The organism is uncultured Psychromonas sp., from assembly GCF_947489755.1.
Lineage (GTDB): Bacteria > Pseudomonadota > Gammaproteobacteria > Enterobacterales > Psychromonadaceae > Psychromonas.
The window spans coordinates 237,599-258,750 of the sequence record NZ_CANLFB010000001.1; the positions used below are offsets into that span (position 1 = coordinate 237,599).

Consider the following 21,152-nt stretch of genomic DNA (forward strand, 5'->3'; position numbering starts at 1 on the left):
ATAATCTGACCTGCTAATGGGTAGGTCAGATTATTCATGTTCTATAAGAAGGATTTTATCATGTTTAATAAAATACTCGTTCCAATCGACTTAAGCGCACCTGAGTTCAGTAAACAAGCATTGACGATAGCCTTAAGAGAAGTTCAAAGTAACGATACAGAGCTACATTTAATTACGATTGTGCCAAGCTTTACTAATGTTATGGTGGCTTCGTACTTCTCTAAGAAAGAGCACCAAAAAACCATCAAAGAACTGGCTATAAAGTTTAAAGCTTATGCAGAGGAAGTCTTGCCTGAAAGTGTTGCTCCTGTGCTGAGGGTGTATGAAGGGTCGCCTTCTGACTCTATTGTCGATTATGTTGATCGAAAAGAGATTGATCTCGTTATTATGGCTTCTCATCATCGTTCAGCTGTAAACCATTTTTTACTTGGTTCAGTGTCTGCTCGTGTTTCAGAGCGTGCTAAATGCTCAGTGATGTTACTGAGAAAAACTGCTAATAACGCTAAATAATTTTTAACCTATTTGCTCTATAAAAAGTAGGTTGTTCTTAAGCAAATAGGAAGCAGTTAACTTAACTGCTTCATCGTCCATTACATTCTCTTTAGTCGAACGAGATGATATAAAGAGCTTGGTTATTTGTTAGGGGCCATAAAAAAGGCGTGCTACTTGATCACACCCTTTAAAGTCTTAAATTTAATATATGTATTGCTAAATGTATTATTAAGCGAGTAATAGAAAGAATACGACCGATATCGCAGCTGCAATTAAAGTATACGGCAGCTGTGTGAGTGCGTGGTTCATTGGACTAATACCACATGCTTTTGCCGATAATACGGTTGAATCACCATAGAAACAAGCGTGAGAGCCAAATGCTGATGCTGATATTAGTGCGCCAACAACTAAAGGTAAATCTGCATCTAATGTCAGTGCTAGCGGTATAACGATTGGCATACCAACAACGAATATCCCCCAGAAAGACGCAGTTGCGAAAGCTAATGCCGCCATCGTAATAAATACTACTGCAGGCAAGTAATCAACCGTCATGAAGTTAGATGCTGCTTCAATTACGTAGTTTGTTGTGCCAAGAGAGTTATTCACTTCAGCTAACATGAAACCACAAAAGAGAGTCCCTAAAGGTGCAATCATGCCGATAAAACCACTTAATATTGCATCAAACATTTTCCCCATTGGCATTAAGTTTTGTATTGCATAAAAGATAACCGTTAAGAAAATAGCGGCCATTGCACCAGCCATAATATCGATATCAAATAACCATGTGAAAAAAATCAGTGCGCCAATTGGAACAAAGAAGTTAAACATGTTGCTGTTTTTAACCGTAGGTTGGATCTCTTCATCAATTGCTGCATCTTCTTCGTTCAGTACTGCGCCTGTTTCTTGTGCGCGGTCTTCTGCTTCTTTCATTTTGCCAAATAAAGGGATATTACGGTTAATGACTAAAGCCACCACAGCAAGACATACCCATGCATAAATCATGTAAGGAATAGAGCTGATGAATAAATCCATGCCTTTACCTTCGCCTGCTGCGCCTGTCTCTTCTAATAAACCAGAGAAAAAGACAGCCCAAGTAGAGAAAGGTAAAATAATACAAACAGGTGCGGCCGTTGAGTCCACAACGTAAGCAAGAAATTCGCGTGATACTTTTACTTTATCTGTCGCTTTACGCATTGATGAACCAATGGTAAGTGCATTTAAGTAATCATCAATAAAAATAACGAGGCCTAAACCCATTGTAGAATACAGTGTGCCTTTACGACTTTTCACTTTTTCAGAAATCCAATTCCCGAAGCTATCTGCTCCGCCAGCACAACTTACAAGCGCAATAATACTACCCATTAAACCACAAGCAATGAATATCCATGCGACTACATCATTTTGGAAAACAGTTAAGAAAATACCGCTTAAAGAAGGGATAAAGTCCGCTGGAGACTCCGTCATTAAGAGACCGACAATAACACCCACAAAGAGCGATTCAACTGTGCGTTTAGTATAAATTGCCATGGTAACCACGACTGCAGTAGGCAGTAAACTCCAGAGTCCATAACTGGCTTCATTGAGTCCAAAAAAGTTATAACATAAGATAGAAATTACTATGACAGCGATTGATACGAACGCCACCTTTTTATCTATATAGGACTTTTCACCGTGGCTGAGATCAATCGATCGTGATTTTTTAATCATACTTAATATCTTCCCTTTATTGTTATTAATATCTTTTATGAACTAGGCTTTTATTTAACAAATATCTTTTACCAATGCTTGTAAACTATCAATTAAAGCTTGTTGATGCGGTTGCGTTGTTTGTTGTCCCCAGAGCGCAATTTCATCGCTTAGCGTATCGACGACTTCTGTGCGTTGCCCACTCATTTCTTCTATGACGGCAAGACCACAAAAAGGGACATAGCTCGGTGAGTAACCCCCTTCATGGATCATAACTAATTTATCGCCACAGAGGGTTTTGGCTTCTCTCATTAGAATTTTGGTCATTTTTCTATAAGTATTACTATTAAGAATCATTGGGCCTAATGGATCGACAGCAGCAGCATCAAAGCCACAAGCAACAACAATCATTTCGGGCTTAAAGCGTTGCAGAGCAGGGACAATTAATTCTTCTAGCACACTGATATATGCACCTATTCCGCTACCTGCAGGTAAAGGTATATTAACGTTGTAGCCTTCGCCTTCACCAGTTCCTCTCTCAGAAGCACTGCCTGAATTTACAGGGAAATTATTATCATGGTGAATTGATATAGTCAGTACATCCGCGCTATCATAAAAGGCTTCTTGAGTACCATTTCCATGGTGTACATCCCAATCAATAACAGCGACACGTTTGACTAGTTTTTTTGCCTGAGCGGACATAATGGCAATTGGAATATTTCCCAGTAAACAAAAACCACTGCCAGTATCGCGTTTAGCATGATGTCCTGGGGGGCGGCTTAAGCAATAAGCATTTTTAACTTCTCCCTTTAAAACTGATTCCATTGCTTGAATGGCCATACCACTTGATTGACGAGCAATTGTGAATCCGTTTTGAGCAAAGGGGCTACCTTCGCCAGCATCTCCGGCTCCTTTTTCACTTTGTTCTGATAAAGAGGTTATGTATCGTTCAGTATGAAATCTATGTAATGCTTCTATTGGCGCTAAATCTGAATCAATAGGCATTAATTGCTTCATGGCTCCACTGACTTCCAATAAATTTTTCAGGCGACGTTTTGTCTCTGGATTTTCATAAGAAGTTGTTGGTTGAAAATAAATGCCACAATCATCGTAAATAGAGCGGTTACCAGTATCATGCCACATGCAAATTTCATGATATAAAAAGCCTGTTTTAGTTGTCATTTTCTTCCCCTCTTAACCTAATATGAAAAATAGAATACAACTAAGGACTGCTGCTATAGATGCATAAGGAAGTTGTGTTAAAGCGTGGCTATAAGGTGTACACCCTGCACCTTTTGCAGTTATAACCGTTGAATCGCCAAAAAAGCATGCATGACTACCAAAAACGCCAGCAGAGACTAAAGCCCCCATAGTCAATGGTATATTTGCATCCAATGCTTGTGCTAAAGGAAAAACGACAGGTAAAGCGATTGCATATACTCCCCAGAATGATCCAGTAGCAAAAGCAAGTAGTGAAAGAACGACAAAGGTAATTAAAGGTAGGAAGCTAGCGTTCATATAAGGGACAGCTGCTTCTAAAATAAATGAAGATAAACCTAACTCATCATTAAGACGTTGCAATACAAAAGAGCTAATAACAACAAGCATGGGGTGCATCATACTATTAAAGCCAGAAATGATGGTGTCTACTATGGTGCTCATGGAGCTGATTTTTTGTATGAGTAATAACGGTATGGTGAAAAGAATAGCAACAACAACACCATTTAAAGTATTGTAATCAAAATACCATGTCGCCAACATAAATACCGCTAAAGGAATTATAAAATTAACTATTGAAGGGCTATCAACCTTACGGATTTCAAAGCTTTCGGTTTCTTCGATAATACCTTTTGCCGCTTTTTCTTCCGCTGCTCGCATTGCGCCTAATGGCTTTATCCATCCCATAGATACGATTGGCACCATCAAAATAGCAATCCAAGCATAAAATATATAAGGTATTAGCTCTAGATAGCCTTGAAAACCAGCGCCTTTTTCAAATACATTATTAGCTTCAAATAAGCCTATTAAAAAAATGGCCCAAGTGGAAATAGGGACTAAAACACACATAGGAGCAGAAGTAGAATCAACTATGTAAGCTAGCATTTGGCGAGAAACTTTGAATTTATCACTCAATTTTTTCATCGTAGTACCAACGGCTAAAGCATTTAAATAATCATCAACAAATATAATTAAACCCATTATCCATGTAACGATTAATGTACTAGCGCGAGATTTAGCATATTTACTTATTGTTGTTCCAAAGGCTTGAGTACCTCCAGAGTGATTAATCAGCGCTATTAGTCCACCAACTAAAAAGGTTAAACCGATAATCCAAGTTGTTACTCCATCACTTAATACGTCTAAATTTGTATCTATCATTTTTTGGACAAAGTGAACTGGATCTAACATCAAATAACCAATTAAACATCCCAAAAGCAATGACTCAACCGATCTCTTTGTTATCATTGCACAAGTTAATACTGCTATGACTGGCATAAGTGACATTAAACCTACATTTTCAAAATCGATATAAAGGTGACTTATCGATGCAAGTACACATGAAAAAAAGGCGGCTGTGTATCCTATTTTAGTTTTTAATCTATTATTTTTATTCATTATATGTCCTTATATGAATCGTTTTTATTGTTAAATGCTACTTGTTAGTTTTAGAGATTTTTATGTCTAAAAGTGTAAAGCAACAACTAATTAGGAGGCTTTGTTTGCCATGTAAGATATTGATAAAAATTTTTTAACTGACTTCAATTTTGTTGAGCGCATAAATAACAAATTAACTCTTTAAAATATTTAGAGCGTGTTGTTATTACTTATTAATGACACTGGGTTGTTGTTGGGTGATACAGTGGATATTGCCTCCACCAAGCAGTATTTCTCGAGCGGGAATACCAATGATTTCTCTATCTGGAAATTGTTCCGCTAATATAGCTGCTGCTTTTTCGTCTTTTTTAGGATCTAATTTTGGAAATACAATATGCTTGTTAGCAATATAAAAATTAGCGTAAGAGCCAGCTAAACGCTGTCCTTCTTCACGTGGTTGGCTATCTTCGTTATCATCAATGCCAGTTGCTTCTTCTTTACTAATAAAGAGGGGACCTGGGTGGGGTAATTTAACAACTTTTAGTTGGCGGCCTTGCGCATCAATACTATTACTTAGAATACGATAGGCATCTTCGGATATTGCATGTTGTGGGTCGTTAGGATCGTCACAATAATGAAGTGCGACAACACCTGGTTTAATAAAGCAGCAAAGGTTATCAATATGGCCATCAGTTTCATCTTCAACTGTGCCTTGACCCAACCAGATGATATGTTCGACATTCAAATAATCGCGTAATAGTTGTTCTATTTGTTGTTGGCTAAGGTTTGGGTTACGGTTACGGTTAAGTAAACATTCTTTAGTGGTAATTAACGTACCTTGCCCATCAACATGAATAGAGCCTCCTTCTAGTATTAAAGGAGCATCAAAACGTGTGGCATCGCTCATTTCACATACTTTTTGTGCTACTCGACTGTCTTTAGACCAGTCAGGATAAAGACCACCATTTTCTCCACCCCATGCATTAAAGTCCCAATCGACAGCGGCAAGATCACCGCTATCATTGGTTAAAAAACTTGGGCCAATATCACGCATCCAAGCATCATTACTACTCATTTCAACGACTTTTATATGCTCAGGTAACATAGCGCGTGCATTATCATATTGCTGATCGCTAACGGCTACGGTGACCTCTTCACTTTTAGAGATAGCACAAGCAACCTCAACAAATGCCTTCTGTGCAGGTGCTGCATTTAATCGCCACACATCCTTACGTTCAGGCCAAAGCATCCAACAACCATCATGAGGTTCAAACTCACCCGGCATACGAAAACCTTCATCAGCGACATTACTTGTGTTATTAATCATAGTGGTTGCCTATAAATATTTATCTGTTTTTAAATCTTCAATCGTCGATAAAATGGCTGAACGTAGAATAGAAACAACTTCATCTACTGTATCGCGTGTCCAAATAAGCGGCGGGGAAAGTACATTTAAATGTGCGATAGGTCTTACAATCAAACCTCGTTGTTGGCAATGTTGTGCAATACGTTTACCTACATTTGCTTCATAAGGGATAAGCTCTTTTGTCTCTTTATTGGCAACGCTTTCAATACACATCATAAAGTGACTACCACGTACATCACCTACAATCGGTAAATCTTTTAGTGTTCTAAGTTGTTCTTCTAAATAAGGACCGACTGCCAATACGTTCTCACATATTTTTTCACGTTCCATTATTTCAATGTTTTTTAATGCAACAGCACAGGCAACAGGGTGACCTGAGTAAGTGAAACCAGTACTGAAAACGGCACCTTTTGCTTGTGGTTTTTTGATCACATCGTAAATTTCATCACTTAATAGTGTTGCCCCTAACGGAATATAGCCAGAGGTTAAGCCTTTAGCACAAATGATAATATCTGGCTTGATACCAAATACAGCTTCACTTGCAAAGAAGTGACCTAAGCGCCCAAATGCCGTTACCACCTCATCTGAAATATATAGAATGTCATTGGCTTTACATAGATCGAAAATTCTTTTGTGGTAACCATCCGGTGCAACTAACACGCCACCTGCACCCATAATTGGTTCTGCAATAAAGGCTGCAACTTGATCTGCTCCACCCATTTCTGCGAGGTTTGTTTCGAAGTCTTTTACTAAGTAATCACAGTATTCTGCTTCATTCATACCTTCTGGCATACGGTAACAGTTAGCCTCACTAATGTGCGTGACTAAATTATTTACAACGTCAAAACCTTCGTTATTACCAACGGTACCGGTTAGAGTTGATGCCATGTAAGTTGTGCCATGGTAACCACTGTGACGAGAGATGATCTTCTTTTTACTTGCCTTGCCAATTTGATTGAAGTAATAATGCACAATACGTATAGCTTGATCATTGGCAACTGAGCCACCACAACTGTAAAACACATGGTTTAGGTTGTCTGGTGCGAGTGAAGCGAGTTTGGCGGAGAGTTGAATAGCTGGGATGTTAGATAAGTTATTGAAAGGTGAGTAATAAGCCATTTTAGTCGCTTGCTCGGCCATTACTTGCCCTAATTCAGCTCGCCCATGACCAATGTTGACGCACCATAGGCCAGCAATGCCATCTAGATATTTATTCTCTTTTATATCATAGATGTATGCGCCTTCACTGTGTGCGATGATATCGCAACCAGACTGATGAAAGTCTGAAAAATCAGTAAATGGATGCACAAAGTGGTCTTTATCTTGTTGCCATAGTGTTTCGATATCATGTTGCATATTTATAACCCTTTGTTTATTATGATTTTTGTCTGTTTTTTTTAAAACATCACGTCTGTTAATAAATTTTGTATTTTTAAATTACTATCAGTATTGAGTTGTTGGATATACCGCTAGGGGGGTAAATAGCTTTATTTTTACAATAAACATGGACTAGGGCCATAAATAACATGATATTTTATAATTAACCTGGTTAAGGAAAATAATGGATTGGAATAAATCGATCGCCAATATGATCAACCACATGTCTCTCCCCAGCTGGCCTGGAGTGATGATCGACAGCCTTCAAAACCTAGCGCATTTTGATACTTGCTTAGTCGCAACTTACAAAAAACAATTTAAACCGGTTGTAGTTCACACTTCTTATGAATTAGAGTCCCACAAAAATATTCGCAGTTTTGTTAGTAAAGCCTACTTATTAGATCCTCTCTATAACGCGATTGAACAAGGTATTGCCAGTGGTTTATATCGTTTGAGAGATTTAGCGCCAGACTCTTTTGAAAAAACAGAACAGTATAATAGTTGTTATAGTGATTTTGATCTTAGCGATGAAATTATTTTTGTTACCCATTTAAATAATGATGTTGTCTTTTCTATTTCCCTTGGGAGAACCTCTCAGTTAGGTGGAATTAGCCGAGCTGAGCTTAATCGTTTAAAAAGTGTTCAGCCTATTATACAAGCAATGAGCCAACAATTTTGGCAAGCACAATCTTCAAAGTATGTGCATAATGAAAAGTCTCGTTGTTCACTAGATCATGCCATTAATACCTTTGATAGTAATGTACTTACACCACGTGAAAAAGAGATCACTGGATTGGTGCTACAAGGTTATTCTTCAAAAGCGATTGCCGATCATTTAAGTATTAGTGTTGGTACTATCAAAGTGCATCGTAAGAGTATTTATTTAAAACTCAATATATCCAGAGAATCAGAATTATTTTCACAATTTATTAACCACCTGCGTACCATATCTTAAATATAACCTCCTCTTAGACCATCCTATTAGAAAACTTATACCTGTAGGGGTATAGGTTTTGCCACTATCTGCCCCTTACTATCAAGAGATACTAATTAGGAGGCTTAATGAATAACCAAACAATTAATCAAAGTAGACTGTGGGATAGCCTGATGGAAATGGCTAAAATAGGCGCAACTGAAAAGGGTGGATGTTGTCGTCTTGCCTTGACTGACATTGACAAGCAAGGGCGTGATTTATTCATTAGCTGGTGTGTTGACGAAGGTTGTTCAATACATATTGATAAGATGGGCAATATTTTTGCACGTCGAGAAGGCAGTGATGCTAATGCTGCAGCTATCGGTACAGGTAGCCATTTAGATACGCAGCCTACAGGTGGAAAATTTGATGGTATTTATGGTTGTCTTGCTGGATTAGAAGTAGTTCGTAGTTTAAATGAACAAAATATAACCACAAAAAGACCTATTGAAGTCTCAGTATGGACAAATGAAGAAGGTTCTCGTTTTGCACCTGCAATGGTTTCTTCTGGTGTTTACAGTGGGAAATTCGATTTAGAGTATGCACATCAGCAAACCGATAGTGAAGGTATTACTATTGGTGAAGCATTAAATGCCATTGGTTATATGGGCGATGAAGAAGTGGGTAATCGCAACTTGCATAAATTCTTTGAGTTACATATCGAGCAAGGTCCCGTATTAGAACAAGAAGAAAAACAAGTAGGTATCGTGACCGGTGTATTAGGTATGCGTTGGTACGATGTTACGCTAGAAGGGACGTCTGCACATGCAGGCCCAACACCAATGAGTTATCGAAAAGATGCACTTTATGCTGCAACGCAAGTGTTTAGTGAGCTTTACCAAATAGCAGAAGCGGGCGAAGCAGGTAGTGCTCGTTGTACTGTCGGTGAGCTTAATATCATTAAAGGCTCTCGAAATGTTATCCCTGGTGAAGTCACATTCACGTTAGATTTACGTCATGCTGAATTAACGGGTCTCGCTGATTTAGAAGATAAAGCACAGCAAGTGATTACAAAAGTCGCTGAAAGTACCGGTGTTACCATTAAGCTAAATAATATCTGGGATAGTCCTCCGCTTGCATTCAATGCTGATTGTGTTGCTGCTGTCGCTAAAGCAGTTGAAAATTCTGGTTTAACTTATCAACGCTTAGTTAGTGGTGCGGGGCATGATGCGGTTAATATTTCAACCGTGGTACCGACGTCTATGATCTTTATTCCTTCTATTGGGGGGATTAGCCACAATGAAGCTGAATACTCTAGTCCAGATCAAGTAGGTGATGGCTGTCAGATTTTATTTGATCTGTTAGTTAATGAAGCAAGTACCTAATAAACACTTAATAAAAAAATATCAGTCGTCATTTGACAATGGAGCATGAAATGAAAAGTTATCAGCAATGGCAAGAAATGGCCAAATCAATTAAATTTAACACTAACGCATTCATTAATGGTGCGTTTATTCCTGCACAATCAGGTGAAACATTTACTTCTATTAACCCTGCAACAGGGGACGTTTTAGCTGAAGTGGCAAGTTGTGATAGTGAAGATGCTGACTTAGCTGTGAGTGCTGCCAAGCAAGTTTTTCAATCTGGTGCTTGGTCTCGTCGTCCAGCATTAGAGCGTAAAAAAACCTTATTAAAATTTGCAGACTTGATCGAACAGAATAGTGATACGTTGTCATTAATTGATACCCTTGATATGGGTAAACCTATTGCTGATTGTGTTGGTTTTGATATACCCAATACAATAGAAACATTCCGTTGGACGGCAGAAGCTATTGATAAAATTTATGGTGAGATCTCTCCAACTAATACCACTAGTATGGCATTAATGACCCATGAGCCTATTGGTGTGGTTGCTGCTATTGTGCCGTGGAACTATCCATTAATGATGGCGAGTTGGAAAATTGCACCTGCATTAGCTGCGGGTAATAGTGTTATTTTAAAGCCTTCTGAAAAATCACCATTGAGTGCCTTGTTCTTAGCTACCTTAGCAAAAGAAGCAGGCATTCCTGATGGCGTGTTCAGTGTTTTACCTGGCTTTGGCCATACGGTAGGTAAAGCGCTGTCGTTACATAATGACGTTGATGTCATTACCTTTACTGGTTCAACTAGAGTCGCTGGTCAATTGATGGCTTATGCTGGTCAATCAAACTTGAAACGAACTTGGCTTGAAGCGGGCGGTAAATCACCTTGTATCGTTTTTGCAGATTGTGAAGATTTAGAGGCAGCCGCGTTTGGTGCCGCTTTTGGTATTTTCTCTAATCAAGGTGAAGTGTGTATTGCAACTTCTCGATTATTGATTGAAGAATCGATTAAAGATAAATTTATGGGGTTATTAGTGGAGCAAGCGAAAAAGTTTATTCCTGGTGACCCACTTAACCCTGAAACGAATATGGGGGCGATTGTCGACCAACAACATCTCGATAATATTTTAAGTTTTATTGAGTCTGGTGTCAGTGAAGGGGCTAATTTGTTATACGGCGGTAATAAAACCTCTGTTAATGAAAAAGGTTGTTATGTACAACCGACTATTTTTACTGATACTAAGCAAGATATGAATATTGTAGAAAATGAAATTTTCGGCCCTGTTGTTGCAGTGAATACTTTTACGACATGGGAAGAAGCGGTGAGCTTAGCCAACGATAGTAAATATGGTTTAGCAGCAGGTGTGTGGACGAGTAACTTGAAAAAAGCACATAAAACGGCACGTGAACTGCAAGCTGGCATGGTATGGATTAACAATTGGGCAGGTAGTGATTCAACAACTCCTTTTGGTGGTGTTAAGCAGTCTGGTAATGCGCGCGATAAATCACTTCATTCTATTGATAAATATACAGAGCTTAAAACAACGTGGATCGACTTAAGTTAAGTCATTATTCATAGTAGTGTTTTTTGATTGATTAACATAAACCGCTTAATAATGTATTAGGCGGTTTTTTTATATTAACCATGAGGTTATTTACAATAATGATAAAATGGGCATTAATAGTGCAAATAACTCTGCTTGTGAACTGATGTTACATTTCGCATAGAGTTGTTTACGAAACACTTTAACGGTCTCTTTACTGATATTGAGGTTCAATGATATTGAAAGTGAAGAGTGCCCCTGTAAAATATAAAATGCGACCTCAGCTTGTCGGGGGCTTAGTCCAATACTGTGTTGTTTTTTTAATACTGTTCTAAGGCGCTGTGTAACAGGCGGTAAAACAATATTTTTCCCTTCCTTTGGCTGATAATGCTGCCAATGTTGAGAGCACAATGCGGATAACGTTATTTCGTATGATTTAATTCTTTTGAGTTCAGCTTTGTTAAATTGAATGTCGCTACTTTCATCTCGTCCAAAACATGCTGTCAATGTTGTTTCATGAGCCACGCCATAAAATAAAGCAAACTCATCAACTAGGGTGGTGTTGCTGTAATACTCATTGAAATAAGTCGTTTGTTTAAATTGATCAGGTGCAAGGTCAAAAATACGATGAATACCGGATTGTATCCCACCTAACACTGCCTCATAGAAAGGGTCGAGTAAATACGCGGCTTTAACATAATAATTGTGCACTTGCATGTAAACGTAATCATCATTGCACTCTCTATACAGTTCTTCAGGATTATGATCCTTATGATAAGCAATGATAATCATATTATCGAAATTAACAATTTTACTAACAAAGTGACCTAATGCCTCTGGGAAATTAGCAGTACCTACTTGGCGTATCAGTTCACCCAATGCTTTGTCTTGCTTGTGTTGAAGGCAATTTATTATCTGCATCTTGCTTCCTAATTAATTCATTTAATGTCGTACATTTATTAAACTATACCACACTGGGGTTATATACCCCCTCTTAAACAAGTTTTATTATTAATATTGAATTATCAGGGTTATGTTTTAATCGACTTAAAAAGTAGAGTTGAAAAAGGAATTTATTATGGCAACTGCAATATCGCTTAAGTCAGTCACTAAGAAGTTTAAAGACTTTCAAGCGCTCAATGAAATATCGTTTGATATTCAAGAGGGAGAGTTTTTTACGTTGCTTGGTCCTTCTGGCTGTGGAAAAACGACATTATTGCGTCTTTTAGGCGGCTTTGAGCAAACGAGTACAGGTGTAATAGAGCTCTTCGATGAAAAAATAGAAAACTTACCTGCGAATAAACGTCCCATTAACACTGTTTTTCAACACTACTCCCTTTTCCCACACCTTACAGTACATGAAAATGTGCAATTCGGTTTAAAAATGCAAGGTGTTGGTAAAGCAGAAAGAATTGAACGGGCTGACGAGATGTTAGCATTAGTACAGCTTGAACTTTTTGCTGACCGTAAACCTAACCAACTTTCCGGTGGCCAGCAACAACGGGTTGCATTGGCTAGAGCCTTAGCCCCTAGACCTAAATTGCTTTTATTAGATGAACCGCTATCGGCGCTGGATCTTAAATTACGTCAAAGCATGCGCCTTGAGTTGAAAAAAATACAACAGAAAACAGGCATTACTTTTGTATTTGTAACGCATGATCAAGAAGAAGCATTAACCATGTCTGACCGAATTGCGGTGATGTCAGCAGGTAACTTACAACAACTAGGCACTCCATCAGAGATTTATGAAGAACCACTCAATGAATTTGTAGCTAATTTTATCGGTGAAACTAACTTATTTAATATTAACGTATTAGATAAAGATGAAAATTCAGCTCGCGTAACGATTCAAGCAAGTAACGAAGGAGGCGCTAATAGTGCACCGTTCAAAGTGCCTTATTTCAAACGACTTTTAATTGGCCCTACAGCAAAACTATCTATCAGACCTGAACGTGTATTACTAACTCACTTTACTGAAGACAATGAATATAACTTACATGCTATTGTTGAAGAAAATATCTACATGGGGACGGATACTCAATACATTGTGCGCTTAAATACAGGTAAACAAGTATTGGTACGTAGTCAAAATATGACTAGCTCTCAAAATAAATTTCAGAAGGGCGATAAGGTCAATGTCGCATTCGACGTCTCTACCGCTCGATTATTGAGGGTGTAAGTTATGTTGAATAAACTTAAACAAATCAAAGAAGCCCCGATACGTTATGGGTTGGTTTCCCCATCGTTGCTCATGATAGGTGTTTTCCTATTAATTCCAATCTCGATTGTATTCGTTTATTCATTTTTGCAACCGGGTACTTATGGGGGGGTTGAGTGGACGTTTTCATTAGATGCTTATAAGCAGTTTTTATTTGAAGAAGACTTTATTACCGAAGAACTACAATTTACTTCTGCTTATTTAGAAATATTTGTGCGCTCATTCTCGCAAGCTGCGATAGCAACATTCTTTTGTTTTATCATTGGTTTTCCAACGGCTTATTTCATTGCAACACGCCCAATACATACACAAAGTCTATGGTTATTTGCTATCACCATTCCATATTGGGTAAACCTATTAGTACGTACTATTGCCATGTTATTTATTATTCGAGATCAAGGGCCGCTAAATGAGTTTTTAATGTATCTAAACTTTATTGATACGCCTATAAAGCTCGCATATACCCCTTTTGCCGTGTCATTGGGTTTATTTTATTCTTTTCTACCTTTCATGGTATTGCCAATTTATACCGCCTTATCGCGTTTTGATATGTCGTTATTGACGGCAGCGCATGACCTTTATGCGAGTCGTTGGGCAGCATTACGTCACGTACTTATCCCTAGTGTGCCACATGGAATTTATGCGGGTTGCTTATTAGTGTTTATTCCATCTATTGGGGCATTTATTGCACCTGATTTATTAGGGGGCGGTAAACAATTAATGATTGGTAATTTGATTGCATTGCAATTCCAAGGTTCACGTAACTGGCCATTCGGTGCAGCCGCAGCCATTATTTTATTAAGTTTTATTTTAATTACTTTACTTGTCTTTTCCTTACGTAAAAAAGGAGAGTAGAAATGAAAAACAGCATAAGCCATTATCCTGGCACTAAAGCGATCACTATTTTGTGTTTATTTATACTTTACACACCGCTGATCATTATTAGTTTGTATTCATTTAATTCGTTGCGTTCAATTACAACATGGGGTGGTTTTACCTTTGATTGGTATATCAAAGCGTTTAATAATCCTGCCATTCAAAGTGCCACAATGAATTCATTACTGATTGCCGTTTTAGCTTCTTCAATTGCGACGTTAATTGCACTTGCCGCAGCAATGGGTATGTTACGTGGTGCACCATTAAAGAAACAAAAAATAATTGTAGGGATGATTAACTTACCTTTATTGTTACCCGAAATTGTAGTGGCTGTTTCAAGCTTAATCTTTTTCATTGCAATCGATATGACACTCGGGTTAGGCACCATATTAATAGCACACATCGTCTTCTGTATCCCTTTTGCTTATTTACCTATTTCAACGCGTTTAAAAGACATTAACCAAAGTTTTGATGAAGCCGCTTATGATCTTTATGCCTCTCGTTGGCAATCATTCCGCCACATCACTTTACCGATGGCTATGCCGGGTATTGTGTCTGGTTTAATGTTGGCTTTTGTTGTGTCTTTAGATGATTTCATTGTTGCCAACATGGTTGCAGGCCCAGGTTCAAGTACGTTGCCAATGACTATTTACAGTATGCTTCGTATTGGGTTAACACCTGAAATCAATGCTATTTCAACTATTTTATTGCTCATCTCTATTTTATTTGTCACTGCCTCTTGGTGGTGTAACCGTTCAACACAAAGTAATTCATAAACTAACGAAAGGATCTCTAATATGAAATTAACAACAAGTAAGTTACCTCATAAAGCCAAGTTATTAGCGATAGCAATTACTGCTGGTTTATTCAGCTCAACTGCTGTTCAAGCAGCTGGTGAATTGAATATATACAACTGGTCAGATTATATGGACCAAGCTGTATTAGACAAATTCTCTAAAAAATATGATGTAAAAGTGACTTACGATACTTACGACAGTAATGAAACGTTGCTGTCTAAATTGAAGTCAGGTGTAACCGGTTATGATGTGGCAGTACCTGGTGATTACATGGTTAAAATTTTGATTGATGAAGACCTACTTGAAAAGATAGAAGGCAGTAAATTAAGTAATTATAAAAATATTAAATCAGAACTAAAGGATGTCTATTACGATCCTGGCCACCAATATTCAGTACCTTATCAAACAGGGACAACATCATTCGTTGTTGATACCGATGTCTATAAAGGCGATATTAATTCACTTGATATGTTGTTTAATCCGCCTGAAGAGCTAAAAGGCAAAATCAATATGTTCCGTGATGTGAACAACGTGATTAATGCAGCACTTCGTTATAAAGGTTTTGAGATTTGTAATAATAACCGAGAAGAATTAAAACAAGTTAATGACCTACTAATAGAAGCTAAGCAAAATTGGCAAAGTATCGCATCAGACGGTGCTAAAGAAATGTTAATTACAGGGGATGTTGCACTTTCAATGGCTTGGAATGGCATGGCGTTGCAAGCTCGTTTAGAAAAACCATCGCTTCAATATGCTTACCCTAAAGAGAACATGACCGCTTGGGCTGATAATTTAGTGGTATTAAAAGGCTCTAAAAATATTGAAAACGCAAAATTGTTTTTAAACTTTATGCTTGAGCCTGAAAACGCCGCTGCAATCTCTAATGTCACTGGTTATACACCTGGTGTTGTAGGTGCTGATCAATACCTTGTTGCTGAATTCAAAGGAGCGCCTGAATTTACGCTACCTGAAGGTAACCCAACGCCGCAGTTTGTGCCACCATGTAGCCCTGAAGTCGTTAAATTCTACGATCGTATTTGGACTAACTTATTACGATAATAAAGTTGGTGTGATGTAAGTATTACGCTTATATCACTCTTATTTTAAGTGGAGTATTAAGACTGTTAGTATTTTAAGAGGGGCAGAGAATTCAATGAGCCTATAAGCTATTTATAAGCTCATTATTCATAGCTTTTTATTTTATTGAGATAACTATTTGTTACGTTAATAACTGCTTTTTCAATATAGTTAGAGATTGCATCGGAACAAGCCTCGATGTTTTGATCTGCCAGTGCTTTACAGATTGCTTCGGTTCTTTTTGTAATGACATCCATATCATCAAATACAGTGCCGCCGACATTCATTACAAATTTTAATTCATCAACCGTATTATCGTAGCTATTGAGTAAATGACTATTTTCACTAAACACGCATATTTGTCGGTGAAAATCTAAATTTAATATTTGATAACGGACTTTATCGTCGTCTTGTTGAGCTTTCTCTATTTGCTGCTGAATAGCTTGAAGCGTATTGGCTAAGTTAAGTGCTTGGCCTTTTTTAAAAGCCTGTTGAATGCTGAATACTTGCAGCATAAGGCGTAAATCATAAAGATTTCGTATATCTTGCTCTGTTGGAGAGCAGACAAAAAAACCTTTTCCTGGTTTCATTTTTAACAGTCCAAGTTGAGCTAAAGTGCGTGTTGCTTCTCGAATAGGACTTCTCGAAATTCCGAATTGTTTTGCAACGGTTGCTTCAACAAATTTTGAGCCAGGTACCCACTTGCCTTCAACTAACGATGACTTAATTTCTTCCAAAACTTCTGAAACCAGATCTTTAGGTTGAAGAGATTTAAACACTTAATGAGCCTTATCTTTTTAAAAAAACAAGTATATACCGAATCTTAATCCTGAGGTCAATCAATGATGATTATTCAGGAAAACATCTGTTTTATATCATTTTATTATGTTTTCGAATTGTACTTAAATTAAGATTATGCTAATAATAACTTAAATTGTCCATTGTCGACAATGTAATGTTAAGGAGAAATGAATATGGATATTGTTACAACAACTGGGATCGGTCTCATTGGCCTTATCGTTTTATTTTGGTATATCGGTTTCTTTTTAAAAAAGAGAGTTAAATCTGCAGAAGATTTTCTTTTAGCGGGTAGAAATGCACCATTTTGGTTGTTAGCCGCTGCTTATATCGGTGGTTCAATTGGAGGGGCTAGTGTCGCGGGTTATACCGGTTATGGATTTTCTAAAGGGATTTCCGCAATGTGGACATCTTTATTTATGGTGTCTGGCATGACGTTATTTGTTTGCCTATTTGCTCGACGTTTAAATCATTTTGGTCGTAAAACAAATGCCGTTACCATTGCTGACTTCATCTGTGCGAGATATGGCGAAAAGATGAGGATTCCTGCAGCGTTAAGTTCATGCTTCAGACCCTTATTTTTGACGGGCATGCAATTTCTTGCCATCGCCATCGCACTTAAAGTAACTTTTGATCTACCTATTGTCTATGGTGTGCCTCTCGCTGCATTCTCAATATCGTTATACATGCTTAACTCAGGTCAATATGCGGCGTTAGTGACTCAGTGGATTCAAGCTATTTTACAATCCTTAAGTATCCTCTTATTCAGTTACACTGTTTTTCAATTTTTTGGCTCACCAGCAGAAGTAACCCAGGCAATCTATAACGATCTTCCTGCTGAATTTCTAGATTTTTGGAGTGTTGATTTTAGTGCGTTGAGTATTTGGTTTTTAACGTTGGGTATATTTTATGTCGTGGATCCATGGATCTACATGTGGGCTTATGTAGCACGTACGCCACGTATTGCATCTAACGCACAATTAGCCGTGTTAGGGTGTTCATATTTTAATGTTTTACCGTTTGTTGCAGGCGTAACACTTGCTGCTATTACGGTTGCTGGTGTTTTTGTTATACCCGATACGCTTACCCCAGATAGTCTCTATGTTTGGTTTACAGTGAATCATATCAATATTGTTGTTGGAACGATTATTATGATTGGGTTGTTTATGACGATATTGTCATGCGGCTCCTCTTTTGCAATGAATGGCGTGACTATTCTTACGCGCGATATCTACGAAAAACTGATTAATCCCAACGCAACGCCAGAGCAATCGATGAAGGCGAGCAGAATTTCTGTTGTTATCGTGATTATATTTGGTGTGTTGTGTGCATTATGGCTCCCGGTTTTAGTGCCACTTTGGATCCTTGCCCAAGCGATTTGTTTATCTGGTTTATTAGCGCCAACCTTATCAGCATGGTTTTGGAAAAGAGCTACGACTACTGGTGCATTAGCTTCTTGTATTAGTGGAGCGTTGAGCGCGATTATTTGGTCTATCTATGCCTGGCTTGAATTAGGATCTCCTGCAGCAATGCCGTTTGGTTTACACGCTGTACATATCGGGCTGCTCTTTTCGTTACCCACAATGATAATAGTCAGCCTTTGTACTAAACATGATGTTATCGAGGATATAAAAGCAACTAACTTCCATATTCTCGGTAATGAGATCTCACCAGAGACAAAAGAAAGTAAAGGCATGATAACGGCTATTACTGATTGGCTTGATGCTAAAACTATTGTTCAAAAAACAGCATGGTTTTTTGTGTTTATTGTTTTCATCCTGCACTACATATTAGCGTTCTTCTTTGAAATTCCTATTTTTGGTGAACTGATGATTTGGATCTCGTTGCTAACAGGTTCTTTGATGGTATTTGTTATTACGGTTTATGGTGGAAGAGACGTTATTACGCTGATCCGTAGTTTTATTCATGAAGATGAAACTAAGCATACGCCCCCTCTACAAAACCCTCCAACAGAGAGTAAATAAAATGGATGAATCATTATTAAAGAAAATTCTTGGTGCAGTAGAAAAACGTCGAGACAATATCATTGACGAGTTAACTGAATTAGTTGCTTCAGACAGTACATTAGGCAATGAACATCAAGCACAAACGATCATTAAACGCACTTTCGAAGGGTTAGGTACGGAAGTAAAAGAGGTCACTATCGACCTTGATAAATTATCTGTATTACCTGGTTTCTCTCCTCCTGTTACATCAGATACTGATGGTCGAGTTAATATTGTTGGCTTGCATCAACCCAATACTGTTACTGGAAAATCATTAATCCTTAATGGGCATATGGATGTTGTGCCTACTGGTCCATCTCACTTATGGGAGCGTCCACCTTTTGAACCTTATGTTGGCGATGACTGGTTTTATGGTCGAGGTAGCGGTGATATGAAAGCAGGGATTGTGGCCTATTGTAATGCCTTCGCCGCTTTAAAAGATTTAGGGTATCAACCAGCTGCAAACGTTATTTTACAAAGTGTTATTGAAGAAGAGTGTACAGGTAACGGTGCTCTTGCTTGCTTAGATGCCGGTTACACAGCAGATGCAGCTATTATTCCAGAACCTTTTGGTGAGTCTTGTCTTATTGCTCAATTAGGGGTGATGTGGTTTCAGTTAAAATTAACCGGTAAACCTGCACACGTTCTTGATACTTCTAATGGCAGTAACGTATTCGATTCGCTGTATGTATTGACCAATAAATTAAAAGAATTAGAAACAGAATGGAATAAACAAGAACATCGCCATCAGTGTTATAGCGGACATGATCATCCCATCAATTTTAATCTCGGTAAAGTACATGGGGGCGACTGGGCTTCAACGGTTGCTTGTTATTGTGAAGCTGATTTTCGCGTTGGGTTTTATCCGGGAATGACGCTTGAATACGTTAAAGAAAAATTACAACAAACCATTAACGAAGCCGATATCGCAAGTGATATTGAAGTTGAGCTTTGTTATACAGGCTTTCAAGCCGAAGGCTGTGCAATCGAAGAAGAAGCCCCATTAATTGAATCAATCAAAGAAGCACATCGTATTGTCGCTAACAGTGATTGTAAAACACTGGCTGTTACTTGTACAACTGATGCTCGTTTCTTTCAGTTGTATGGTAATACGCCCGCTACTTGTTATGGCCCTGTTGCAGAGAATATTCATGGTTTTAATGAAAGAGTTTCTATTAATAGTACAGTGCAAGTCGCACAGGTATTAGCTGTCTTTATCGCTAATTGGTGTGGTTTAGAAAAAATAAAATAGGTTAAGGTTAATCCTTACCAATCAAACATGCTGTCATGTTTGATTGGTATTGAAGTAAGCTATAAAAATAGGTAAAAAAACATGTTAGTATTTGAAAGAATTGAAGATAAAACACATCCATATTTTGAGGAAGCTTTTTCGTTATATGAAAATAGCTTTCCTATTTTTGAACGAAGAGCGAAGTACGACCAAATATCTGCATTAACCGATAGTGAATACCACTTTATTATTATTAAAAAAGAAACGGGTGAGCTGTTAGGTATTTTACTAACTTGGCATAAAGATGATTTTACTTATGTAGAGCACTTTGCCATTACGCCGCTTGCAAGGGGTAAAAGCATCGGTACCCGTACTTTGAAATATTTAAAAAAAGTGTCTGATAAAACAATCCTTTTAGAGATAGATCCACCTGTTGATAAGATTTCAATAAAAAGGAAAGTATTTTATCAACGAATTGGTTTTATACAGAGTAGCAAAATCTATATTCATCCATCATATCGAGAAAAAACAGAATCTCATCAACTAATGATCATGTCATATCCTGCCTTAACAGAGGGTGTTTATACAAGCTTTCAGGAAAGTTTGAGCAATCAAATTATGCAGTATTCTGAAGTTGATTATTGATAACGTATTATAAAATATAGTTTTGCTTATACTTGTACTTATAACAGAATAGAACAGAGATTAGATGTAATGATGGTTGTATTAAAGCCCTATTCATAGGTTGGACATTAAGAGGTAACCGCGTGCAAACCATATTGCAATCTACCTCTTTTTTTATCTCTGTCTGGGTT

The 21,152-nt window shown here is 37.8% G+C and carries 18 protein-coding genes; 11 read left to right on the forward strand and 7 right to left on the reverse strand.

What is annotated here, in order from left to right; translation table 11 throughout:
* Nucleotides 1-60: 60 nt before the first annotated feature.
* Nucleotides 61-510 (forward strand): universal stress protein, encoded by a 450-nt coding sequence (locus tag Q0794_RS01150; RefSeq protein ID WP_298939554.1) that lies wholly within the window; start codon nucleotides 61-63, stop codon nucleotides 508-510.
* A gap of 210 nt (nucleotides 511-720) precedes the next feature.
* On the opposite strand, the gene Q0794_RS01155 is transcribed toward Q0794_RS01150, so the two are convergent.
* The 5 genes from Q0794_RS01155 to Q0794_RS01175 form a co-directional block, all read right to left on the reverse strand.
* Nucleotides 721-2,199, reverse strand: coding sequence for a Na+/H+ antiporter NhaC family protein (locus tag Q0794_RS01155; RefSeq protein WP_298939555.1), 1,479 nt, complete (start codon nucleotides 2,197-2,199; stop codon nucleotides 721-723).
* A 54-nt stretch (nucleotides 2,200-2,253) separates the two neighbouring features.
* On the reverse strand, nucleotides 2,254-3,360 hold the full coding sequence (locus Q0794_RS01160) for a class II histone deacetylase (protein ID WP_298939556.1): 1,107 nt from the start codon (nucleotides 3,358-3,360) through the stop codon (nucleotides 2,254-2,256).
* A gap of 12 nt (nucleotides 3,361-3,372) precedes the next feature.
* On the reverse strand, nucleotides 3,373-4,794 hold the full coding sequence (locus Q0794_RS01165; protein WP_298939557.1) for a Na+/H+ antiporter NhaC family protein: 1,422 nt from the start codon (nucleotides 4,792-4,794) through the stop codon (nucleotides 3,373-3,375).
* Between the two features lie 205 nt (nucleotides 4,795-4,999).
* A complete protein-coding gene (gene aguA, locus Q0794_RS01170; RefSeq protein ID WP_298939558.1) occupies nucleotides 5,000-6,100 on the reverse strand; it encodes an agmatine deiminase in 1,101 nt (366 codons plus the stop codon).
* Between the two features lie 9 nt (nucleotides 6,101-6,109).
* Entirely contained in the window at nucleotides 6,110-7,495 is a 1,386-nt protein-coding gene (locus tag Q0794_RS01175) for an aminotransferase (RefSeq protein WP_298939559.1), read from the reverse strand.
* Between the two features lie 205 nt (nucleotides 7,496-7,700).
* On the opposite strand from Q0794_RS01175, the gene Q0794_RS01180 reads away from it, so the two are divergent.
* The 3 genes from Q0794_RS01180 (at nucleotide 7,701) to Q0794_RS01190 (ending at nucleotide 11,355) form a co-directional block, all read left to right on the forward strand.
* Complete coding sequence (locus Q0794_RS01180) at nucleotides 7,701-8,471, forward strand: LuxR C-terminal-related transcriptional regulator (RefSeq protein ID WP_298939560.1); 771 nt, start codon at nucleotides 7,701-7,703, stop codon at nucleotides 8,469-8,471.
* Nucleotides 8,472-8,578: 107 nt separating this feature from the next.
* Nucleotides 8,579-9,814, forward strand: coding sequence for a Zn-dependent hydrolase (locus Q0794_RS01185; RefSeq protein WP_298939561.1), 1,236 nt, complete (start codon nucleotides 8,579-8,581; stop codon nucleotides 9,812-9,814).
* A 50-nt stretch (nucleotides 9,815-9,864) separates the two neighbouring features.
* Nucleotides 9,865-11,355, forward strand: a complete 1,491-nt coding sequence (locus tag Q0794_RS01190) for an aldehyde dehydrogenase (RefSeq protein ID WP_298939562.1) — start codon at nucleotides 9,865-9,867, stop codon at nucleotides 11,353-11,355.
* A gap of 90 nt (nucleotides 11,356-11,445) precedes the next feature.
* On the opposite strand, the gene Q0794_RS01195 is transcribed toward Q0794_RS01190, so the two are convergent.
* On the reverse strand, nucleotides 11,446-12,255 hold the full coding sequence (locus tag Q0794_RS01195; protein WP_298939563.1) for a helix-turn-helix transcriptional regulator: 810 nt from the start codon (nucleotides 12,253-12,255) through the stop codon (nucleotides 11,446-11,448).
* Between the two features lie 157 nt (nucleotides 12,256-12,412).
* Here Q0794_RS01195 and Q0794_RS01200 point away from each other — a divergent pair, with 157 nt between their 5' ends.
* From Q0794_RS01200 to Q0794_RS01215, 4 genes are read left to right on the forward strand one after another with little or no spacing between them, the layout of a single operon-like run.
* Nucleotides 12,413-13,513, forward strand: a complete 1,101-nt coding sequence (locus tag Q0794_RS01200) for an ABC transporter ATP-binding protein (RefSeq protein ID WP_298939564.1) — start codon at nucleotides 12,413-12,415, stop codon at nucleotides 13,511-13,513.
* Nucleotides 13,514-13,516: 3 nt separating this feature from the next.
* Nucleotides 13,517-14,407, forward strand: a complete 891-nt coding sequence (locus Q0794_RS01205; RefSeq protein WP_298939565.1) for an ABC transporter permease — start codon at nucleotides 13,517-13,519, stop codon at nucleotides 14,405-14,407.
* 2 nt (nucleotides 14,408-14,409) lie between these two features.
* Complete coding sequence (locus Q0794_RS01210) at nucleotides 14,410-15,204, forward strand: ABC transporter permease (RefSeq protein WP_298939566.1); 795 nt, start codon at nucleotides 14,410-14,412, stop codon at nucleotides 15,202-15,204.
* A gap of 21 nt (nucleotides 15,205-15,225) precedes the next feature.
* On the forward strand, nucleotides 15,226-16,284 hold the full coding sequence (locus tag Q0794_RS01215; RefSeq protein ID WP_298939567.1) for an extracellular solute-binding protein: 1,059 nt from the start codon (nucleotides 15,226-15,228) through the stop codon (nucleotides 16,282-16,284).
* A 122-nt stretch (nucleotides 16,285-16,406) separates the two neighbouring features.
* Here Q0794_RS01215 and Q0794_RS01220 read toward each other — a convergent pair whose 3' ends face one another.
* Entirely contained in the window at nucleotides 16,407-17,081 is a 675-nt protein-coding gene (locus Q0794_RS01220; protein ID WP_298939568.1) for a GntR family transcriptional regulator, read from the reverse strand.
* 195 nt (nucleotides 17,082-17,276) lie between these two features.
* On the opposite strand from Q0794_RS01220, the gene Q0794_RS01225 reads away from it, so the two are divergent.
* The 3 genes from Q0794_RS01225 to Q0794_RS01235 all read left to right on the forward strand — a co-directional run bounded on the left by Q0794_RS01225 (nucleotide 17,277) and on the right by Q0794_RS01235 (nucleotide 20,982).
* On the forward strand, nucleotides 17,277-19,085 hold the full coding sequence (locus tag Q0794_RS01225) for a sodium:solute symporter family protein (protein ID WP_298939570.1): 1,809 nt from the start codon (nucleotides 17,277-17,279) through the stop codon (nucleotides 19,083-19,085).
* Between the two features lies 1 nt (nucleotide 19,086).
* Nucleotides 19,087-20,358 carry an ArgE/DapE family deacylase gene (locus tag Q0794_RS01230; protein ID WP_298939571.1) on the forward strand — a complete coding sequence of 424 codons (1,272 nt, stop codon included), beginning with the start codon at nucleotides 19,087-19,089 and terminating at the stop codon, nucleotides 20,356-20,358.
* Nucleotides 20,359-20,439: 81 nt separating this feature from the next.
* The gene (locus tag Q0794_RS01235; protein ID WP_298939572.1) at nucleotides 20,440-20,982 is read left to right on the forward strand and encodes a GNAT family N-acetyltransferase; all 543 of its coding nucleotides are present in this window, start codon (nucleotides 20,440-20,442) and stop codon (nucleotides 20,980-20,982) included.
* The last annotated feature ends 170 nt before the right edge of the window (nucleotides 20,983-21,152 follow it).

Excerpts from the sequence above, each read along its gene's own strand:
- Q0794_RS01150 (WP_298939554.1), top strand. The coding sequence starts at position 61 with ATGTTTAATAAAATACTCGTTCCAATCGACTTAAGCGCACCTGAGTTC.
- Q0794_RS01155 (WP_298939555.1), bottom strand. The coding sequence starts at position 2,199 with ATGATTAAAAAATCACGATCGATTGATCTCAGCCACGGTGAAAAGTCC.
- Q0794_RS01160 (WP_298939556.1), bottom strand. The coding sequence starts at position 3,360 with ATGACAACTAAAACAGGCTTTTTATATCATGAAATTTGCATGTGGCAT.
- Q0794_RS01165 (WP_298939557.1), bottom strand. The coding sequence starts at position 4,794 with ATGAATAAAAATAATAGATTAAAAACTAAAATAGGATACACAGCCGCC.
- aguA (WP_298939558.1), bottom strand. The coding sequence starts at position 6,100 with ATGATTAATAACACAAGTAATGTCGCTGATGAAGGTTTTCGTATGCCG.
- Q0794_RS01175 (WP_298939559.1), bottom strand. The coding sequence starts at position 7,495 with ATGCAACATGATATCGAAACACTATGGCAACAAGATAAAGACCACTTT.
- Q0794_RS01180 (WP_298939560.1), top strand. The coding sequence starts at position 7,701 with ATGGATTGGAATAAATCGATCGCCAATATGATCAACCACATGTCTCTC.
- Q0794_RS01185 (WP_298939561.1), top strand. The coding sequence starts at position 8,579 with ATGAATAACCAAACAATTAATCAAAGTAGACTGTGGGATAGCCTGATG.
- Q0794_RS01190 (WP_298939562.1), top strand. The coding sequence starts at position 9,865 with ATGAAAAGTTATCAGCAATGGCAAGAAATGGCCAAATCAATTAAATTT.
- Q0794_RS01195 (WP_298939563.1), bottom strand. The coding sequence starts at position 12,255 with ATGCAGATAATAAATTGCCTTCAACACAAGCAAGACAAAGCATTGGGT.
- Q0794_RS01200 (WP_298939564.1), top strand. The coding sequence starts at position 12,413 with ATGGCAACTGCAATATCGCTTAAGTCAGTCACTAAGAAGTTTAAAGAC.
- Q0794_RS01205 (WP_298939565.1), top strand. The coding sequence starts at position 13,517 with ATGTTGAATAAACTTAAACAAATCAAAGAAGCCCCGATACGTTATGGG.
- Q0794_RS01210 (WP_298939566.1), top strand. The coding sequence starts at position 14,410 with ATGAAAAACAGCATAAGCCATTATCCTGGCACTAAAGCGATCACTATT.
- Q0794_RS01215 (WP_298939567.1), top strand. The coding sequence starts at position 15,226 with ATGAAATTAACAACAAGTAAGTTACCTCATAAAGCCAAGTTATTAGCG.
- Q0794_RS01225 (WP_298939570.1), top strand. The coding sequence starts at position 17,277 with ATGGATATTGTTACAACAACTGGGATCGGTCTCATTGGCCTTATCGTT.
- Q0794_RS01230 (WP_298939571.1), top strand. The coding sequence starts at position 19,087 with ATGGATGAATCATTATTAAAGAAAATTCTTGGTGCAGTAGAAAAACGT.
- Q0794_RS01235 (WP_298939572.1), top strand. The coding sequence starts at position 20,440 with ATGTTAGTATTTGAAAGAATTGAAGATAAAACACATCCATATTTTGAG.